The 18,073-nt window shown below is 63.2% G+C and carries 15 protein-coding genes; 8 read left to right on the top strand and 7 right to left on the bottom strand.

Annotation, left to right across the window (positions count from 1 at the left end; genetic code table 11):
• Nucleotides 1–6: 6 nt before the first annotated feature.
• Together NKH41_RS00165 and NKH41_RS00160 are read left to right on the top strand one after the other, a co-directional pair.
• Nucleotides 7–1,020 carry a type II secretion system F family protein gene (locus tag NKH41_RS00165; protein WP_352685699.1) on the top strand — a complete coding sequence of 338 codons (1,014 nt, stop codon included), beginning with the start codon at nt 7–9 and terminating at the stop codon, nt 1,018–1,020.
• Between the two features lie 9 nt (nt 1,021–1,029).
• Nucleotides 1,030–2,046: a type II secretion system F family protein gene (locus NKH41_RS00160; RefSeq protein ID WP_023676936.1), complete on the top strand. Its 1,017-nt coding sequence runs from the start codon at nt 1,030–1,032 to the stop codon at nt 2,044–2,046.
• Nucleotides 2,047–2,162: 116 nt separating this feature from the next.
• On the opposite strand, the gene NKH41_RS00155 is transcribed toward NKH41_RS00160, so the two are convergent.
• The gene (locus tag NKH41_RS00155; RefSeq protein WP_352470190.1) at nt 2,163–2,984 is read right to left on the bottom strand and encodes a tetratricopeptide repeat protein; all 822 of its coding nucleotides are present in this window, start codon (nt 2,982–2,984) and stop codon (nt 2,163–2,165) included.
• Nucleotides 2,985–3,106: 122 nt separating this feature from the next.
• Between NKH41_RS00155 and NKH41_RS00150 the strand changes: the two genes are divergently transcribed.
• The 5 genes from NKH41_RS00150 (at nt 3,107) to pdeM (ending at nt 9,068) form a co-directional block, all read left to right on the top strand.
• Entirely contained in the window at nt 3,107–4,471 is a 1,365-nt protein-coding gene (locus NKH41_RS00150; protein WP_352770799.1) for a leucyl aminopeptidase family protein, read from the top strand.
• Between the two features lie 70 nt (nt 4,472–4,541).
• The gene (locus tag NKH41_RS00145) at nt 4,542–4,892 is read left to right on the top strand and encodes a MarR family winged helix-turn-helix transcriptional regulator (RefSeq protein ID WP_023676939.1); all 351 of its coding nucleotides are present in this window, start codon (nt 4,542–4,544) and stop codon (nt 4,890–4,892) included.
• Complete coding sequence (locus tag NKH41_RS00140) at nt 4,855–5,766, top strand: C40 family peptidase (RefSeq protein WP_502895698.1); 912 nt, start codon at nt 4,855–4,857, stop codon at nt 5,764–5,766. Before NKH41_RS00145 ends, NKH41_RS00140 begins: the two co-directional genes overlap by 38 nt.
• 66 nt (nt 5,767–5,832) lie before the next feature.
• On the top strand, nt 5,833–8,355 hold the full coding sequence (locus NKH41_RS00135; RefSeq protein ID WP_352770803.1) for a ligase-associated DNA damage response DEXH box helicase: 2,523 nt from the start codon (nt 5,833–5,835) through the stop codon (nt 8,353–8,355).
• Nucleotides 8,352–9,068 (top strand): ligase-associated DNA damage response endonuclease PdeM, encoded by a 717-nt coding sequence (gene pdeM, locus NKH41_RS00130; protein WP_352770805.1) that lies wholly within the window; start codon nt 8,352–8,354, stop codon nt 9,066–9,068. The genes NKH41_RS00135 and pdeM overlap by 4 nt, the downstream gene beginning before the upstream one ends.
• A gap of 2 nt (nt 9,069–9,070) precedes the next feature.
• Here pdeM and NKH41_RS00125 read toward each other — a convergent pair whose 3' ends face one another.
• Genes NKH41_RS00125 through NKH41_RS00115 form a run of 3 tightly spaced genes read right to left on the bottom strand, consistent with a single transcriptional unit; the run spans nt 9,071 to nt 13,679 of the window.
• Complete coding sequence (locus tag NKH41_RS00125) at nt 9,071–10,006, bottom strand: dimethyl sulfoxide reductase anchor subunit family protein (RefSeq protein WP_352770807.1); 936 nt, start codon at nt 10,004–10,006, stop codon at nt 9,071–9,073.
• A gap of 11 nt (nt 10,007–10,017) precedes the next feature.
• Nucleotides 10,018–10,752 carry a 4Fe-4S dicluster domain-containing protein gene (locus NKH41_RS00120; protein ID WP_352770809.1) on the bottom strand — a complete coding sequence of 245 codons (735 nt, stop codon included), beginning with the start codon at nt 10,750–10,752 and terminating at the stop codon, nt 10,018–10,020.
• Entirely contained in the window at nt 10,749–13,679 is a 2,931-nt protein-coding gene (locus NKH41_RS00115; protein WP_352770811.1) for a molybdopterin oxidoreductase family protein, read from the bottom strand. Before NKH41_RS00115 ends, NKH41_RS00120 begins: the two co-directional genes overlap by 4 nt.
• A gap of 279 nt (nt 13,680–13,958) precedes the next feature.
• Here NKH41_RS00115 and NKH41_RS00110 point away from each other — a divergent pair, with 279 nt between their 5' ends.
• Nucleotides 13,959–14,861, top strand: coding sequence for a LysR substrate-binding domain-containing protein (locus NKH41_RS00110; RefSeq protein WP_352770812.1), 903 nt, complete (start codon nt 13,959–13,961; stop codon nt 14,859–14,861).
• A 5-nt stretch (nt 14,862–14,866) separates the two neighbouring features.
• Here the strand turns inward: NKH41_RS00110 and NKH41_RS00105 are convergent, their stop codons facing one another.
• From NKH41_RS00105 to NKH41_RS00095, 3 genes are all read right to left on the bottom strand, one after another.
• Nucleotides 14,867–16,123, bottom strand: a complete 1,257-nt coding sequence (locus tag NKH41_RS00105) for an Hsp70 family protein (RefSeq protein WP_352770814.1) — start codon at nt 16,121–16,123, stop codon at nt 14,867–14,869.
• Between the two features lie 108 nt (nt 16,124–16,231).
• Nucleotides 16,232–17,023 carry a TIGR02186 family protein gene (locus tag NKH41_RS00100; protein WP_352448631.1) on the bottom strand — a complete coding sequence of 264 codons (792 nt, stop codon included), beginning with the start codon at nt 17,021–17,023 and terminating at the stop codon, nt 16,232–16,234.
• Nucleotides 17,023–17,946, bottom strand: a complete 924-nt coding sequence (locus tag NKH41_RS00095) for a sulfite exporter TauE/SafE family protein (RefSeq protein WP_023676949.1) — start codon at nt 17,944–17,946, stop codon at nt 17,023–17,025. The genes NKH41_RS00100 and NKH41_RS00095 overlap by 1 nt, the downstream gene beginning before the upstream one ends.
• Nucleotides 17,947–18,073: the final 127 nt, after the last annotated feature.

The raw sequence follows: 18,073 nt of genomic DNA, 5'->3' as shown, positions 1-18,073 counted from the left end.
GGGTCGATGTTCGGAATTGACGGCACCGTATTGGCATTCGTCGTGCTCGCCGGCTTCAGCGCCGGCGCGGTGGCCTATGCTTTCCTGTTCAACCGGATCAGCACCGAGAAGCAGGTCGGCAAGCGGCTTGAATCGATCAAGACCGCCGAGACGGATCGTTCCGTCGTCAAGGCGTCGCGCGATCGCGTGGCGGAAGCGGCCAAGCGTCGCAAGTCCGTCCAGGATTCGCTGAAGGATCTCGATCAAAAGCAAAAGTCCAATCAGAGCCTGGTCAAGAAGCCACCGCTGAAGATCCAAATCCGCCAGGCCGGCATGAAGATCTCGCTTGAGCGCTTCTATGTCTACTCGGCGGTCTGCGGCGTCGTATTGACGGCTCTTGTATATTTCATCGGCGCACCGTTGCTGATCTTGCCGGCTGCGCTGCTGGTCGGCGTCTTGGGTCTGCCCCGCTGGTTCGTCTCGTTTCGCCGCGCGCACCGCGTCAAGGCGTTCCTCAACGAATTTCCGAACGCGCTCGACATCATCGTGCGTGCGGTAAAATCCGGCCTGCCGCTGAACGACGCCGTGCGTCTGATCGCCAACGAATCCCCCGAGCCGGTCAAGACCGAGTTCCGCCGCATAGTCGATTCGCAGCAAATGGGTTTGTCGATCCCTGACGCGGCCATGCGCATGCCAGAAACGATGCCGTGCACCGAGGCGAGCTTCTTCGGCATCGTCATCCAGATTCAGTCTCAGGCCGGCGGCAATCTTTCCGAAGCGCTGGGCAATCTTTCGCGCGTGCTTCGCGACCGCAAGAAAATGAAAGCCAAGGTCCAGGCATTGTCCATGGAAGCCAAGGCATCCGCCGTGATCATCGGCGCGTTGCCTTTCGTCGTCGCCTTTCTCGTCTATTTGACGAGCCCGAACTACATCATGCCCCTCTTCATCACCAGCACCGGCCATCTGATCCTCGGTTGTTCCGGCATCTGGATGTCGATGGGCGTCCTGGTAATGCGCAAGATGATGAATTTCGAAGTCTAGGACTCGCGTATGACCGATCACGTCATCAGAACTCTCACCGACCCGTCCCTGCTGATCGCACTGCTGGTCGGCATCGCGGTGTTTGCGACCGTCTTCACGCTGCTGCCCGCTTTTGGCGGGAACCAGCTCAAGGCGCGCATGAAATCCGTAGCGCTGGAGCGCGATGAGCTGCGCGCCAAGCAGCGCGCGCGGCTGGCAGTCGAAGCCGACCGCCGCCGCAAGGGCCTGCGCGAAGAACAGTCGGTCGGCATGCGCAATATTGTCGATCGCCTGGATCTCAGGCGTGCGCTGGCGGATGAAGGTACCTTGCAGAAATTGAAAGTGGCGGGTTTTCGCGGGCAAAATCCGCTGACGCGCTTCCTTTTCTTCCGTCTCGTCCTGCCCTTCATCGGCTTTGCATTGGCGGCGATGTATCTGTTCGTGCTCGGCGGATTGCCCGAGCAGCCGCTTTTCGTGAAGCTGTTCGTGTGCATCGTGGTAGCCTATGCGGGATTCTACGCGCCGGTGCTCTACGTCAACAACCGCGCTACCAAGCGCAAGCAATCGATTCAGATGGCGTGGCCGGACGCGCTCGACCTGTTGCTGATATGCGTCGAGTCCGGCATGTCGGTGGAAGCGGCGCTTCGCAAGGTCGCCGATGAGATCGGCGCGCAATCGGTGGCATTGGCGGAAGAATTCATCCTGACAAACGCCGAGCTTTCCTATCTGCAGGAGCGCAAGCAGGCCTACGAGAACCTTGCAAGCCGAACTGGCCTGGAATCCGTCAGGTCGGTGTCCCAGGCGTTGGTTCAGGCCGAGCGCTACGGCACGCCCGTGGCGCATGCATTGCGGGTGCTTGCCAGTGAGAGCCGCGACATGCGCATGAATGCCGCCGAGAAGAAGGCGGCCGCGCTGCCGCCGAAGCTCACCGTGCCGATGATCCTGTTCTTCCTGCCGGTGCTGTTCGCCATCATTTTGGGTCCCGCCGGCATCCAGGTGAGCCAGCGCGGCATCTTTGGCGACCAGCCGAAATCAAGCAGCGAGTAGCGCCAGCGGCGTTGCCAGAAACGCTGATACGATTCAGAGCCACGCTGCCGGTGCAGCGCGGCTCTTTGCGTTAGACATGTTGCGGAATTCGCGCGCCGGTTCGGCGCTCGAAGCGGTCAGTTGGTGGCGGGCTTTGCCTTGTCCTGGTCCTTGAGCTGGCTCCAGGCATTCTGCTGCGCCAGCATCTGGCGAAGGTAAGCGACGTTAGCCTGCGCCTGATCCGGCGACAGCTCTTGCGAGGCGATCTTCTCTGCCTCGTCGAAACGGCCTTGCAGACCGACGACCAGCGCAAGGTTCTGGCGGACGCGGCTGTCTGCATTCGGCTGCTGGGCGGCTGAGCGCATATAGGTTTCGGCTGTGCGCAAATCACCTTCCAGCACGTACGACATGCCGAGATTGGAAAGGATTGACGGTTCGTTCGGCCTGAGGTCAAGCGCCTTGCGATAGCCTTGGCGCGCCTCGTCCTTCTGGCCGAGCTGGTCGAGAATAGCAGCTTCCGCCGATACCAGTTTCCAGTCAGGATATTCGGGCGTCTGGGCGCGGCGCACGGCATCGAGTGCCGGCTCGAACTGTCCGTTGGCGGCAAGCGCCTTGCCATAGGCGGCGAGCACGTCGCGGTCCTTCGGCAAGGCGATCGCCAGCTTGCGCATCACCGCAAGCGATTGGTCCGCGTCGCCGTCCATCTGCAGCGCCGCGGCATAATTTGTCGCGATCCGCTTGTCGCTGGGGTTTTTCGAATAGGACTGGCCGAGCGCCATCGTAGCGTTGTGCAGTTCGCCCGCGGACATTGTTTCCAGCGGCTTGCCGCTTGGACGAGAAATCGAGCCAGTCGTCAATTTGCTGGTTCCGCAGCCGGCGACGCCTGCAGCAAGCACCATCATCAACGCCGTGGTGATCAGCCTATTTGCGCTGGCGTTCATCCTGCGGTTGGTCGGCATCGGCACCAGGGCTCCGTTCATGCGCGTGACCATTTGCGAGGTCATCTTTCCTCCCGCAGAAATATTCTGTTAACCCTAACGGAGAGTTAAGAAACGCCGACTCGGAAGCCGGAGGCCAGCGAATGCCTGTCGAACTCGTCGAGAAAGAATTGAGCAATGCGCTGCCGGTCCATCTGGTGGCGAAGGATGCTCTGGCGGCGGCGGGCCTTGCGCCATCCTCGGTCGCCTGGGCCAAGGCCAACGGCTTTTCCGGCGAGGCCGGCAGGACGCTGATCGTGCCTGGCGACAACGGCGCGATTGCCGGAGCCCTGTTCGGCACCGGTGATGGCGAGGGCGCACTGGCCATCGGCGCACTAGCGAGAGCCTTGCCCGCAGGCGAGTGGCATTTTGCGTCCGCACCGGCCAAGCCGGAGCTTACGGCACTCGCCGTGGCGCTCGGCGGCTATGTCTTCACCCGCTACGGCAAGAAGCCAGGCAAGACGCTTCGCCTCGCGTTGCCGGCAGGCACCGACGCCGCCCGCATCCGCCGCCTCGCCGATGGCATTTTCCTGGCGCGCGATCTGGTTAACACGCCGACCAGCGATATGGGCCCCGGGCAGTTGGAGAAGGCCGCCCGGACCTTGGCCGCGACGCACAAGGCCGAAATATCGGTGACCAAAGGCGACGATCTTCTTACCGCCAACTTTCCGATGATCCACGCCGTCGGTCGGGCTTCTGCCGACGCGCCACGCCTGATCGACATGATTTGGGGGCCGAACAATGCCCCCAAGATAACGCTGGTCGGCAAGGGCGTCTGCTTCGATACAGGCGGTCTCGACATCAAGCCGTCCTCGGGCATGCTTTTGATGAAGAAGGACATGGGTGGCGCTGCCAACGTGCTGGGTCTCGCTTCCATGATCATGGCCACCGGGTTGAAGGTTCGGCTGCGCGTGCTCATCCCGGCTGTCGAGAATTCGATAGCCGGCAACGCCTTCCGGCCAGGCGACGTGCTGGTGAGCCGCAAGGGACTTACCGTCGAAATCGGCAACACCGACGCCGAAGGACGGCTGGTGCTCGCCGATGCCCTGGCCTTGGCCGATGACGAAGAGCCGCAGATGCTGGTCGATATGGCAACGCTGACAGGCGCTGCCCGTGTTGCGCTCGGTCCCGACTTGCCGCCGTTCTATACCGGTGACGAGACGCTTGCATCCGAGCTGGCGGACGCCTCCGTTGCGGTCGAGGATCCGCTATGGCGGATGCCGTTGTGGAAGCCCTATGACGCCAAGCTGGCGTCGAAGGTGGCCGACGTCAACAACGTCACGCCGGACGGTTTCGCCGGCTCGATCACCGCGGCGCTTTTCCTGAAGCGCTTCGTGGAAAAGACCGCCGGCTGGGCGCATGTCGACATCTTCGCCTGGAACCCGTTCGACCGCCCGCACGGCCTTGCCGGTGGCGAAGCGCAAGGCATCCGGGCGCTGGAGCAGGTCATTTCGAACCGCTACGGCTGATTCTCGGGCATAGCCGACGAAGGTTATTGACTGAAACGGAACCGAAACAATTTTCCGTCATGCTGGACGGATGTCGATTATCATGCGTCCAAGCCAAGCGTTGCGACTATGGCAACAGGTGGTGCTGTCGGAGGTGCGCGACGACGCGCCCGATCTCACCATGCGCCAGACGGCGATCCTGTTCACCATCTATCTCGATCCGCCGCCGCACACGGTACGGGGGTTAGCCGCCCGCCTCAACGTCACCAAGCCGGTGATCACCCGTGCGCTCGATACGATGGGGGCGCTGAAACTGGTGTCGCGTCACCGCGACGAGCTCGACAAGCGCAACGTGCTGGTCAGGCGCACAGTCGAAGGCGCGCTCTTTGTCGAGCGCTTTGGCGATGTTATCATTGCCAGAGCCCAAGAGTTGCCCATTTGAACGAGTTGCCGATTTGACCGCCAGGGATGCCCGCCTCCATGCCTTCCGCTCCGATCTCGCCGACGCCAGGCTGCGAGGCGAGGTCGCCGCCGACCGTTTCGTCGCCGGCCGGCCGGCTCGCATATCAGCCTCCGTCGCCGACATCCGCAAGGCGCCGCGGCCGGACGCCGGCGTCGATACCCAGCTTCTGTTCGGCGAAGATGTCCTCGTCTTCGAGGACGTTGAGGGCTGGGCCTGGATACAGGCCGAGCGCGACGGCTATGTCGGCTATGTCGCCGACACCGTGCTGGGCGGTCGGGAGCATGCGCCCACCCATGTTGTCTCGGTGCCGCGCACTTTCCTCTATCCGGGACCGGATTTGCGGTTCCCGGTGAGCGGGGAGCTCTCGATGGGGTCATTGGTGGCGGTGACGGGCTCAGCGGAAACGCGCGGCACGCATTATGCTCTGCTGCCGTCCGGCCAGGCGGTCATCTCGGGTCATCTCAGGCCGGTCGCCGAGGTTCATCCCGACTACGTCGCGGTCGCCGAGGCGTTTCTCGGCACGCCCTATCTGTGGGGCGGCGTCTCCGGCTTCGGCATCGATTGTTCCGGTCTCGTGCAACTTGCAATGCACATGGCTGGCAGGCAAGTGCTGCGCGACACCGACATGCAGGCGGCGACCGTCGGCGAGCCACTCGAACCCGGGCCGGATTTTGCCGGGTTGCGGCGCGGCGACCTGGTCTTCTGGAAAGGCCACGTCGCGATCATGACAGATCCGGAGACCATGATCCACGCCAACGGCCACACCATGCTGGTGTCGCGTGAAGGACTGAGGGAGGCGGTCGCCCGTATCGGCTATCTCTATGGCGGACCGACCGGGTTTCGCCGGCCGTAGCGCAATCGATCACCTTTTGTTCTGATTCTGCTTGGCGATTGCGCGCCGCCGCGCTACGTCTGGCGCGTGACAGAGCAGCCGCGCCTTGCCGAACAGAATGCCGCCGTCGTCCTGCCCGAGCCATTTGTCAAATGGTTTGCGGAAAAGGGCTGGTCGCCGCGCGCCCACCAGATCGATTTGCTGGCCAAAGCCCAGGGCGGCCGGTCGGTATTGCTAATCGCCCCGACCGGCGCCGGCAAGACGCTGGCCGGGTTCTTGCCATCGCTGACCGAACTGGCCGGCCGGCCGAGGAGAAGGCCGGGGCAGGCGCATCGAGGCATCCACACACTCTACATCTCGCCGCTGAAGGCGCTGGCGGTCGACATCGAGCGCAATCTCGGCAAACCCGTCGAAGAAATCGGACTGCCGGTCACCGTCGAGACGCGCACCGGCGACACGCCCGCACACAAGCGCCAGCGGCAGAAGCTGGCGCCGCCCGACATTCTCCTGACCACGCCCGAGCAATTGGCGCTGCTGATTGCCGCGCCCGATGCCAGGCGCTTCTTCGAGGACCTGCGCTATGTCGTGCTCGACGAATTGCATTCGCTGGTGACCTCGAAGCGCGGGCATCTCCTGTCGCTCGGGCTGGCCCGGCTGCGCTCGTTTGTGCCCGCCCTGCAGACGATAGGCCTGTCGGCGACAGTCGCCGAGCCTGACGAATTGCGGCGCTGGCTGGTCAGCCAGAATCCACCGGGGCCGATGGCCGAACTGATCGTCGTCACTGGCGGCGCCAAGCCCGACATCTCCATTCTCGATTCGGAGGAGCGCGTGCCGTGGGCGGGACATTCGGCCCGCTACGCAACGCCGGAAATCTACAACGAGATCAAGCACCACAAGACAACCCTGCTGTTCGTCAACACGCGCAGCCAGGCGGAGTTGCTATTCCAGGAGTTGTGGCGGGTCAACGAGGAGATCTTGCCGATCGCGCTGCATCACGGATCGCTCGACGTCGCGCAGCGCCGGCGTGTCGAAAAGGCAATGGGCGAGAACGCCCTGCGCGCCATCGTCGCCACGTCGACGCTCGACCTCGGCATCGACTGGGGCGACGTCGACCTGGTCGTACATGTCGGCGCGCCGAAAGGTGCCAGCCGGCTGGCGCAGCGCATCGGCCGTGCCAACCACCGTATGGACGAGCCGTCGAAGGCGATCCTGATACCGGCCAACCGCTTCGAGGTGCTGGAATGCAGGGCGGCGCTCGACGCCAATTATCTCGGTGCCCAGGATACGCCACCGCTGGTCAATGGCGGGCTCGACGTCCTGGCGCAGCACGTGCTGGGCTGTGCCTGCGGTGCGCCGTTCCATGCCGATGCGCTGTTTGAGGAAGTGCGAACGGCAGCACCCTATGCCGATCTCGATCGGCCGACATTCGATCGCGTCATCGATTTCGTCGCCACCGGCGGCTATGCGCTGAAGAACTACGAGCGCTACGCCCGTATTCGTCTCAACAAGGACGGGCTGTGGCGGGTCTCAAATCCTCGCGTCGCCCAACAATACCGGCTCAATGTCGGCACCATCATCGAAGTGCCGGCGCTCAACGTCCGCTATGTCCAGGCCGGCAGCAGAGGCGCGGCTTCGCGTGGCGGCCGGGTTCTGGGCAAAATCGAGGAGGCGTTCCTCGAAACGCTGACGCATGGCGACACTTTCATGTTCGCCGGCAAGGTGCTGCGCTTCGAAGGTATCCGCGAGAATGAGTGCTTTGTCTCGAATGCACCCGGCAGCGACGCCAAGGTGCCGTATTACGGTGGCGGCAAATTCCCGCTTTCGACGTACCTGGCCGAACAGGTCCGCGCCATGCTGGACGATCCGCAGCGCTGGAAGAAGCTGCCGGAGCAGGTCGCCGACTGGCTACGCTTTCAGGCCGACAAGTCGGTGCTGCCGAAACGCGACGATCTGCTGATCGAGACCTTTCCGCGCGGCAACCGCTACTATCTGGTGGCCTATCCGTTCGAGGGCAGGCTGGCGCACCAGACGCTCGGCATGCTGCTCACCCGCCGCCTCGACAGGGCGGGAGCCAAGCCGCTCGGCTTCGTCGCCACCGACTATGCGCTTGCCATATGGTCGCTGGCCGATATGGGCCATATGTTCAGGGCGAAGAAACCGTCGCTGGCTGCGCTATTCGATCAGGACATGCTGGGCGACGACCTCGAAGCCTGGCTCGCCGGCAGTTGGTTGTTGAAGCGCACCTTTCGCAATTGCGCGCTGATCTCGGGATTGATCGAGAAACGCCACCCGGGGCAGGAGAAGAGCGGCCGCCAGGTAACCGTGTCGACGGATCTCATCTACGACGTGCTGCGCAGCCACGAGCCCGACCATATCCTTTTGCAGGCGACGCGTGCCGATGCCGCGACCGGTCTCTTGGATGTCAGCAGACTTGCCGAGATGCTCTCGCGCGTCCAAGGTCGAATCATGCATAAGAACCTCGAGCAGATATCGCCGCTCGCCGTGCCGATCATGCTCGAGATCGGCAAAATGCCGGTGCATGGCGAGGCCGATGACACGCTGCTGATGGATGCAGCCACGCTGGTCGAGGAGGCCATGGGGACGAAATGACTGTCGCGCTCGCCATGGCTGCGCCTCTGGCGGATGCGGGCGCTGTCCGTATCGCCGGCGAACGCGCGATCTGCGACCGTCGCGGCGTGCTCTATTTTCCCGAATTCCGGCTTCTGACCGTATCCGACCTGCATCTGGAAAAAGGTTCATCACTGGCCAGGCGCGGCACGCTGGTCCCACCTTACGACACCGGTGCGACGTTGCTCCGGCTGCAGGCGGTGATCGGCGATTATCAGCCTGCGATCGTTATCAGCCTGGGCGACAGTTTTCACGATGGCGGCGGCGCCGCACGTATGCACGCGAGCTTTCGCCAAAGGCTGGAGGGGCTGATGGTCGGGCGCGACTGGTTCTGGGTCGCCGGCAATCATGACCCGGAAGCACCGGCCGACCTGCCGGGCGAAACCGTGCGCGAATTGGCCATCGGTTCTCTGCTCTTCCGGCACGAGCCTTCGGCGGTGAGGGCGGAAGGCGAGATATCAGGTCACCTGCATCCTTGCGCCCGCATCGTGCAGCAAGGCCGTTCGGTGCGGCGTCGTTGCTTTGCCGGCGATGGCGGCCGCATGATCATGCCGGCTTTCGGCGCCTATACCGGCTCGCTCAACGTGCTCGATCGCGCCTATGCCGGGCTGTTCCGCCGCGAAACGCTGATGGCCTATATGCTTGGCACAGAGCGCATTTTCGCGATTTCCCACGCGATGCTCAGGCCGGGCTGAACCTACCTGCCGTAGTACAAAGTAACCGTGTGCTTGGCCTCGGCGAAGAACAGCCAGCGCTCGACCAGCATTCCGGCGAGTTGGGCGATTGGGGCGAGTATCGACAGTGCTGCCGCATAGGGCCACGGCAAGGCGAACGCCACCACCAGCAGCAACGCGGGCAAAGCAAAGGCCAGCACCTGCGTGATCTGGCGGAGTTTAGCGCTGTGCTTGCGCGCAATGCGAAAACCCATCTCCTTGAGCAGATAGTTTTCCTCGATATGCGGCCATTCCAGCGACCGCACCGTGCCGCCGGAAAGCCCGGTTGCGGTGTTGGCGTTGGTCGGGATCTCCAGCCTGTCATTGTATCGCCAGGTCGCCAGCTTCAAACCCCAGCCGAGCGCGGTCAGCAACAGGGCAGCCGCCAGAAGCATATTCGAGCCTGCGGCAAATCCCTGCAGCAGGGCGTTGAGCAGTACGCTGCCGGTCATCGCCGAAAAGACCAGGTAGGCGGGCAGGGTGAAGCGGCTGTGCCACTGGGCAATCGGCTTCAACGACGCGTAGATCATGCCGGTGGTGCAGACGGTTGCGACCGCGCCGACGGCAGCGAGCAGCCCGGCGACAGCCGCCCAGCCGCTCGTACGGCCGAGGACCACCCAGCCAATACCGAACAGTCCCGCCGGCACGAAGGTGGCGACCGAGGCAACACCTTCGCGCGACAGCCATGAGCTACGCCATTGCGAGAAGGCACGCCAGGCGCGTTCGGGCCGGCCGAGATGGCCGGCCGACGACAGCAGGCCTGTCGAGATCAGGCCAAGCGCCAGCCCCATGCCGGTGAGGCCAAGCCAGAAATCGGGCGGCATAAAGCCCTGTCCAGCGAGCACGCCAAGCAGCGCGAGCAGGCCGTAACCGGCGCCCGTGGCCGTGGTGAAAAAGACGACGGAGAAGGCTGGATGCATGAAGGCACGGGTCAGTTCGAGAGCATGCGGTCGACCCAGCCGAGGAAGCCGCCTTCGGCCCGCACCGCTTCAAGCGCTGGCGCCGGCACCGATGCGGCGCGGGTGGTGTGGGCACGTGGCGGCAGATATTTGTTGGTCGGCTTATAGCCCATTTCCGGCATCAGATCGACACCGCCACGCTCGGCCACCAGTTGCGAGATAGCGGATGCCGGATCGCCCAGATCGCCAAAATGCCGCGCGCTGGTCGGGCAAGCAGCGACGCAGGCCGGCACGCGATCTTCTTCCGCCAGATTGTCGTTGTAGATGCGGTCGACGCACAACGTGCATTTCTTCATCACGCCGACATCGGTGTCGAACTCGCGCGCGCCATAGGGGCAGGCCCAGCTGCACAATTTGCAGCCGATGCATTTGTCCTCGTCGACCAGCACGATGCCATCCGACGCCCGCTTGTACGAGGCGCCGGTCGGGCAGACCGTGACGCACGCCGGCGTCTCGCAGTGCAGGCAGGAGCGTGGGAAATTGACCGTGCGCCCACCCATCTCCGTGATGTGCTCATAACTGTGCACGCGGTTGAACCAGACGCCGTCGACATTGCCGCCATAGGGGTCGATGTCGGTTAGCGGCGCCATATGGCCGCCGGTGTTCCATTCTTTGCAGGCGGTAACGCAGGCCTGGCAGCCGACGCAGGTGTCGAGATCGATGACAAGGCCGAGCTTTTTGTCGGTGTGGGTGGGAAGGCAAGTCATTTGGCAGCTTCTCTTTCCCGACGGAATTCGGCGCCGAAACTAAGCTTATCGGGCGGGGGCTCAAAATGCGGTGGCTGTCGGAACCGCTCGAACTGCGGTTCGGTGAAGCCTGCTTCCTCGTCTGCGCATTTGACGATGCGCACGCGCAGGTCGAACCATGCCGCCTGGCCGGTGACAGGATCGGAATTCGAATAGTGTTTGCCATTCGCATCGGCAGAGGTCTGGTCGCCGATGATGTGGTTGAGCAGGAAGCCGCGATTGGATTCGGCCGCATCATCCTTCAGCCCCCAGCTGCCGCGACGCTTGCCGATCGCATTCCAGGTCCACACCGTATTGGCGTTGACGCCGTCGACCAGCTTGATCTGTCCTTTGACCTTGCCGTTGATGCTCTCGATCCACACCCAGTCGTCATCGGCAAGCCCGAGGCTGGCGGCGGTCCGATTGTGCACGAACAGCCGGTTCTGGCTGGTGATCTGCCTTAGCCACGCATTCTGCCCGCCCCAGGAATGGTACATGTGCATCGGCCGCTGCGTCAGCGCGTGCAGCGGATAGGCTTGGCTGTCGACCGCAGCCTCTTCGAAGGGCGCGTACCAGAACGGCAGCGGATCCATATAGGTCTCGATACGGCTGCGCTCCGCCTCCGGCGGCAGCACCCCGCCATGGCCGCGCGCCGCAAGGCGAAAGCGCTGCATCGGCTCCGAATAGAGTTGGAAGACGATCGGCTCGGCCTTCGGCATGAAGCCCATGCTCTCAGCGAATTCGAGATACGAGCGGTTGGCCATCTTGTAGTAGCGCTGATCGGCGGCGAAGTCCTGGTGCCAGAAGCCGCCATTATCTATGTAGCGTTGCAACTGGTCGGGATTGACCTCGCCCTTGCCGACCGAGGCCCCGTCCCTGCCGCGCCAGCCGGCGAGCGGACCGACACCTGGCGTGCGCTCGTGATTGACGATGTAGTCGGCATAGTCGCGGTATTTGGCGGAGCCGTCGTCGTCAACGAAGCCGGGCAGGCTGAGCCGCGCGCCGAGTTCGATCAGCACCGTCTGGAACGGCCTGACGTCGCGGTCCGGCTCGACGACGGGATGGCGGATCGCGTCGCCCGGCCCGTCGGCATGGCTGATCGGCCGGTCGAGCAGACTGATACAGTCATGACGCTCGAGATAGGTCGTGTCCGGCAGCACCAGATCGGCAAAAGGTACGGTCTCGGAATAATAAGCGTCGGAATAGATGATGAACGGAATCTTGTACTCGCCCGACGCATCGATATCGGTCAGCATCGCCATCGTCTCGACCGTATTCATCGACGAGTTCCAGGCCATGTTGGACATGTACATGAACAGAGTGTCGATCTTGTAGGGATCGCCCGCCCAGGCGTTACGAATGACCGTGTGCATGAGCCCATGGGCGGCCAGCGGCGCGTCCCAGGAGTATGCCTTGTCGATACGAACAGGCTTGCCGCCTTCATCGATCAGCAGGTCCTCCGGTCCGCAGACGAAGCCGAGCGGCATGCCTTCGAGCGGTGTCATCGGCTTCACATTCTTGCCGGCGGGCTTTGGAGCCGGCGGCGCGGGCCGCGGATAAGGCGGTTTGAAGCGGAAGCCGCCCGGCGCGTCCACCGTGCCGAGAAGCACCTGAAGCAGATGAATGGCCCGGCAAGTGTGAAATCCGTTCGAATGGGCCGAGATGCCGCGCATCGCATGCATCGACACCGGGCGGCCCTTGATGGTCTCGTGCCGGCGACCGGCCCAGTCCGTCCAGGCCACCGGCAATTCGATTTGCTGTTCGAAGGCGACATGGGCGAGTTCTGCGGCAATGCGTCGGATGGTGTCGGCGGAGATGCCGCACCGGTCAGCGACGGCGTCCGGTGAATAGCTCTCGTCCAGATAACGGTCGGCGACGAGTTGGAAGACCGGCACGCAGCGGCGGCCGTCGACGAGAAAGCTGCCGGTCAATGCGGGCTTCGCGTCGGCATCGCTGGCATTGACAGGCATCTTCGCCACCCTGTCCCAAGCCTGCGGATTGCCGTCGCCATTGCGCATGAACAGCCCGTCATCGACAGCTCCAGGCTCCTGAACGACCAGGATGTGGGCATTGGTGTAGCGCAAGAGGTACTCGAGATCGATGCGGCCAGCCTTCAGCAATTCATGGATGAGGGCGAACACGAACAGGCCGTCGGTGCCGGGCCGGATGCCGATCCAGTCGTCGGCAATTGCATTATAGCCGCTGCGGCAGGGATTGATTGAAACCACCTTGGCGCCGCGCGCTTTGAGCTTGCCGAGGCCGATCTTGATCGGATTGGAATCATGGTCTTCGGCAACCCCGAACAGCATGAAATACTTGGTGTTGTCCCAGTCGGGCTCGCCGAACTCCCAGAACGAACCGCCAATCGTGTAGAGGCCGCCGGCCGCCATATTGACCGAGCAGAAGCCGCCATGGGCGGCAAAATTCGGCGTGCCGAACTGGCTCGCCCACCAGCCGGTCAGCGATTGCGACTGGTCGCGCCCGGTGAAGAAGGCAAGTTTCTTCGGATCGGTTCGGCGGATGTTCGAAAGCCGTTCTGTCGCGATCGACAAGGCTTCCTCCCACTCGATTTCGCGGAACTCACCCGAGCCGCGCGGGCCGCTGCGCAGTAGCGGCTTCTTCAGCCGGGCCGGGCTGTAATGCTGCATGATGCCGGCGCTGCCCTTGCCGCACAGCACACCGCGGTTGACCGGGTGATCCTTGTTGCCGTTGATGTAGCGGACCTTGCCGTCTTTGATATGGACGTCGATGCCGCAGCGGCAGGCGCACATATAGCAGGTGGTCTTGGCGATGCTGTCGGAGACATCAGGCGACGTATCGACACCATCGCGTTCAGCGGGCGCGCGCGTATCGGCAAGCGGCCGTTGTGATGGTGCCGAATTGGCTCCGCGCAGCAGGTTGTTGGTCATGATCCGGTGATGCTCTTGCGCTCCGCTAACTTGGCTCTCGTCTTCGGACCTGGGCCGCGCATGTAATGCTCTTCCGGCCGATAGCGTTCACCCAAGAGCCGCCGCCGCAGGCTGCGGGTCCAGTGCGCAAACACGGATTTGAACCGCCCCACCAACTCTACCTCGACTGCTCTGGCGCGACTTTTTTCCAATTTCGGGTCAAAATTTAGAACAAAAGCGACCGATCCGTCTAACAACTTGCTCTTGTAATTCCAATCGGATTTGCTTCTTAGTGTCGGAATGACCCTGGACCAGTTGCGGATCTTCGTCGCCGTCGCCGAACGGGCGCACATGACCAAAGCGGCCGAGTTGCTGGGCATCTCACAGTCGGCCGCATCCGCCGCCATCCGCTCGCTCGAACAGCAGCACGGCGTCCAGTTGTTCAACCGAGTGGGCCGCAATATCGAGCTCGCCGAGACCGGACGCCGATTCTTGCCCGAGGCCAAGGCGGTCCTCGAGCGGACTGCGGCCGCCCACAATGTGCTGGAGCATGTCGCGCAGACGATATCAGGCAGTCTCTCGATCGCTGCCAGCCAGACCATCGCCAGTTATTGGCTGCCGCGCCGGCTCGCCTCTTTCCACGAAGCCTATCCTGCCGTCAGGCTGAGCGTGAGCATTGGCAACACCAGGCAGGTCGAGACCAATGTACTTGATGGCGCAGCCGATTTTGGCCTGGTCGAGGGGCGCACCGAATCCGACATTTTGCGCCGTGCCAAGGTCGATATCGATCGCATGATGCTGGTCGTGGCGCGCTCGCACCCTGAGATCGCAGAAGTTTCGCCTGGACATCCCGACCTTGGCGGGCTTCGCTGGATCATTCGCGAAGGCGGGTCGGGCACGCGCGAGGTGCTGGAGGACCTTGCCCGACGCGACGGGATTTCGTTCGCGGACCTGCAGATATTCCTCGTATTGCCGAGCAATGAGGCTATTCGCCAGGCAGTCGAGGCCGGCGCCGGCGCCAGCATCATTTCGGAACTCGTCGTCGCGCGCGCGGTCGCCGAAGGCAGTCTGCGTTCCGTGCCGGTCGATCTGCCGAAGCGCGAATTTGCCATGATCACGCATCGCGACCGGCAGCCAAGCCTGGCCCAGATGGCGCTCAAGGCGCATCTTGGCGGCAAAGCTGAGAGATTCGCGCCGCTTTAAGCCGATCAGCCGAACTTCCGCTGCGCGTCGAGCGCCAGCCCAAGCCCGACCGAGCCGAACACATCGCCTTCGATTACCGACGCCTGCGGCACCAGCGCCAGGATCTGCTGCCTGGCCAGCGGGATCGCGGTCGATCCGCCGGTCAGGAACACCGCGGTGATGTCCGAGGCCTTCACCTGTGCGTCGCGGACGGTCTGCTCGACCGTAGCCGCAACACGCTCAATGTCCCTGGCTATGGTGGCTTCGAGACCCTTGCGCGTGATTTCTGCCGTGAACCTCACCTCGGGCAGCGCGACCTCGACATCGGCCGACGATCGGTCCGTCAGCTCGATCTTGGCCTTTTCGACCAGCGCCGCCAGCGCGTGGCCGTAACGATGCTCGATGATGTGGATGAAGCGGTCGACCAGGTCTGCGTGCTCCGCCTCGTAGCGGATCTGGCGCAGATGCGTCATCGCCCTCGCGGTATAGACCAGGTTGATGCGCTGCCACGTCGCCAGGTCGATGAAGTAGCTCGCCGGCAGATTACGTTTGCCATCCTTGGTCGGTGAGAGATGGCCGAGCTGCGGCATCACATGGGCGATGCTCAGCAGCCGGTCGAAGTCGGTGCCGCCGATGTGGATGCCGCGGCTGGCCAGGATGTCGTCCTTGCGGTCAAGCGAGCGGGCGCGCTCGGGCGAGACCCGCACGATTGAGAAGTCGGACGTGCCGCCGCCCATGTCGACGATCAGCGCCAGTTCCTCGCGCGTCACCTTTTGTTCGTAGTCGAGTGCCGCGGCAATCGGTTCGAACTGGAAGGCGATCTGCTTGAAGCCGTGGGCACGAGCGGCGTTTTCGAGTTCGTGCTCCGCCTTGGCGTCGGCCTCGGCATCGTCGTCGACGAACTGCACGGGCCGTCCCAGCACGACGCTGTCGACCGCGTCATGGGCTTCTTCTTCCAGCTTCTTTTTCAGATGGCCGACGAACAGGCCGACAATCTCCATGAAGCCGATCGAGCGCGCCTTGATGCGCGTCTTTTCGTGGGCAAGCGAGCTGCCGAGCACACTCTTCAACGAGCGCATCAGGCGGCCTTCGATACTGTCCGTATAGTTGGCAAGGGCGCGTCGCCCGAAATAGGTGCGGTTGTCCTCGAAATTGAAGAATACCGCACTGGGCAGCGTGACCTGGCCGTCTTCCAACGCCACCAGCCGCGGCTGCCCGTTCCTGACCACGCTCACGGTGGAATTCGAAGTGCCGAAGTCGATACCGGCAAATGCTGGTCGCATCGTGCGTTCCTGTAGTTCTGATTTGGGGAGCAGCAGCTCGTATCCGGTCGGGCCGGGGGTCGCGGTCTAACCCATACCCTCGGAAAGGGAAACCACTTTTACGAGAGTTCAGTCTTTCCTGAACACCAGTCGTCCGAGCCAGCCGGTCAGCATGGCCAGCGATACGGCAAAGACACCGTAGAGGAAGGAATAGTCGTGCGCGACGCGGAAGATCGACTGTTCGAAACCGGACTTGCGGATTTCGAGCTGGGCGGAGCTTTCCTTGATGAACAAGCCGCTCTTGAACAGGAAGGCGCGGGCCTTATGGGTGCCGACCGGAACGTTTGGGGCGAGCCTGACGGTGGCGCGGAACAGGTTCTGCGACAGGAACTGCACACCGCCGACATTCTCGCTGTAGAGGCCGGTCGCCGCCTTGCGTTCGCGCAGCGCGGCGGTGAACTCCTCGATTGTCGCCGGGCTGTCCTCCGCGTCGGCCGGCTGCAAATAGAGGTTGGAGGCGCCAAGCGACAGCTGCTTGTAGCTGTTCGGATCGGTGACGTCCTGCAGCGGCCGCGTCGTCGCCACCGAATAGGAGACAGGTACGTTTTTGAAGGTCTCCGACTCCAGATTGACCCAGACGCCGAGCACCCGGTCCTTGCGGCGCACGACGACCGGCCGAGCCGGGCCTTCCAGCACGACGATCACGTCGTAGCGCCCTTGCCGCGCGACAAGCGGATCGGCATTTTCCAGTGAGCCGAAAATGGTCAGGTCGGCGCCGGAAAAGCCGGCGGTAATCGAGACATTGTCGGTGGAAAGGCCGATCTGGATGTTTTCGGTTAGTGGCGCCTGCGCCTTCGCCGGTGGCGCAGCAGCCAGCAGCGACAGCAAGACGGCGGCCGCGAGCGTCCTTAGGCCGGCCATCAGCTCAGGCCCACGCCGGACAGAGAATAGAGATTGGGCGGCGTGACGAAAAGATCGATGGCAAGCCGGATGGCTACCGCCAGCACGAGCAGCGCCAGCAGTGCCCTGAGTTGCTCGCCCCGCAGCCTCTGACCAGCCTTGGCGCCATATTGCGCGCCGGCGACGCCGCCTGCCATCAACAGGAAGGCGAGCATGACGTCGACCGTCTGATTGGTGGTGGCGTGGACCAGCGTGGTGTAAGCCGAGGTGAAGATGATCTGGAACAGCGAGGTGCCGATGACGACGTTGGTCGGCACTTTCAAAAGGTAGATCAGGGCCGGCACCATGATGAAGCCGCCGCCGACGCCCATGATCGAGGACAGGAAGCCAATCGCCGCGCCCAGCCCAAGCACCGGAATGACGCTGACGAAGAGCTTCGAGGCCCTGAACCGCATCTTCAGCGGCAGGCGGTGGATCCAATTATGCTGGCCGGATTTCTTCAACACCGGTGCGGCGCCGCTGCGAGTAGCGCGCAGCGCATTGACGCTCTCGACCAGCATCAGTCCGCCGACGGTGCCGAGCAGCACGACGTAGAGCAGCGAGATGAACAGGTCGAGCTGGCCGAGCCGGCGCAGGAGCGCAAAGACATAGATACCACCAGTCGAGCCGACGATGCCGCCGGCTAAAAGCACGCCGCCAAGCTTGAAGTCGAGCGTGCCGCGCTTCATGTGCGACAGGGCGCCGGAGAAGGAGGAAGCGATGACCTGGTTGGCGCCCGTGGCGACCGCGATTGCCGGCGGTATGTTGTAGAAGATCAGCAGTGGCGTAATGAGAAAGCCGCCGCCCACGCCGAACATGCCCGACAGGAAACCCACCGCCGCACCCATGGCCAGCAGCACGAAGATGTTGACGGAAATTTCCGCGATCGGGAGATAGATGCCCACCCGTCAGTCTCGATCAGTTTGCCTCCTGGCGAATGCAACCGTTGCGGGCATTTTGCGTCAGAAGGCTATCTCGTTCTTGCGCCGGCCGGGCCGTGAAGTCAAACTTCGCCGCACCGCCGAAACAAAA

The organism is Mesorhizobium sp. M1169 (assembly GCF_040318345.1).
GTDB lineage: Bacteria > Pseudomonadota > Alphaproteobacteria > Rhizobiales > Rhizobiaceae > Mesorhizobium.
Note: the sequence above shows the minus strand (reverse complement) of the source record. Positions and strands in the feature narration are given on the sequence as shown.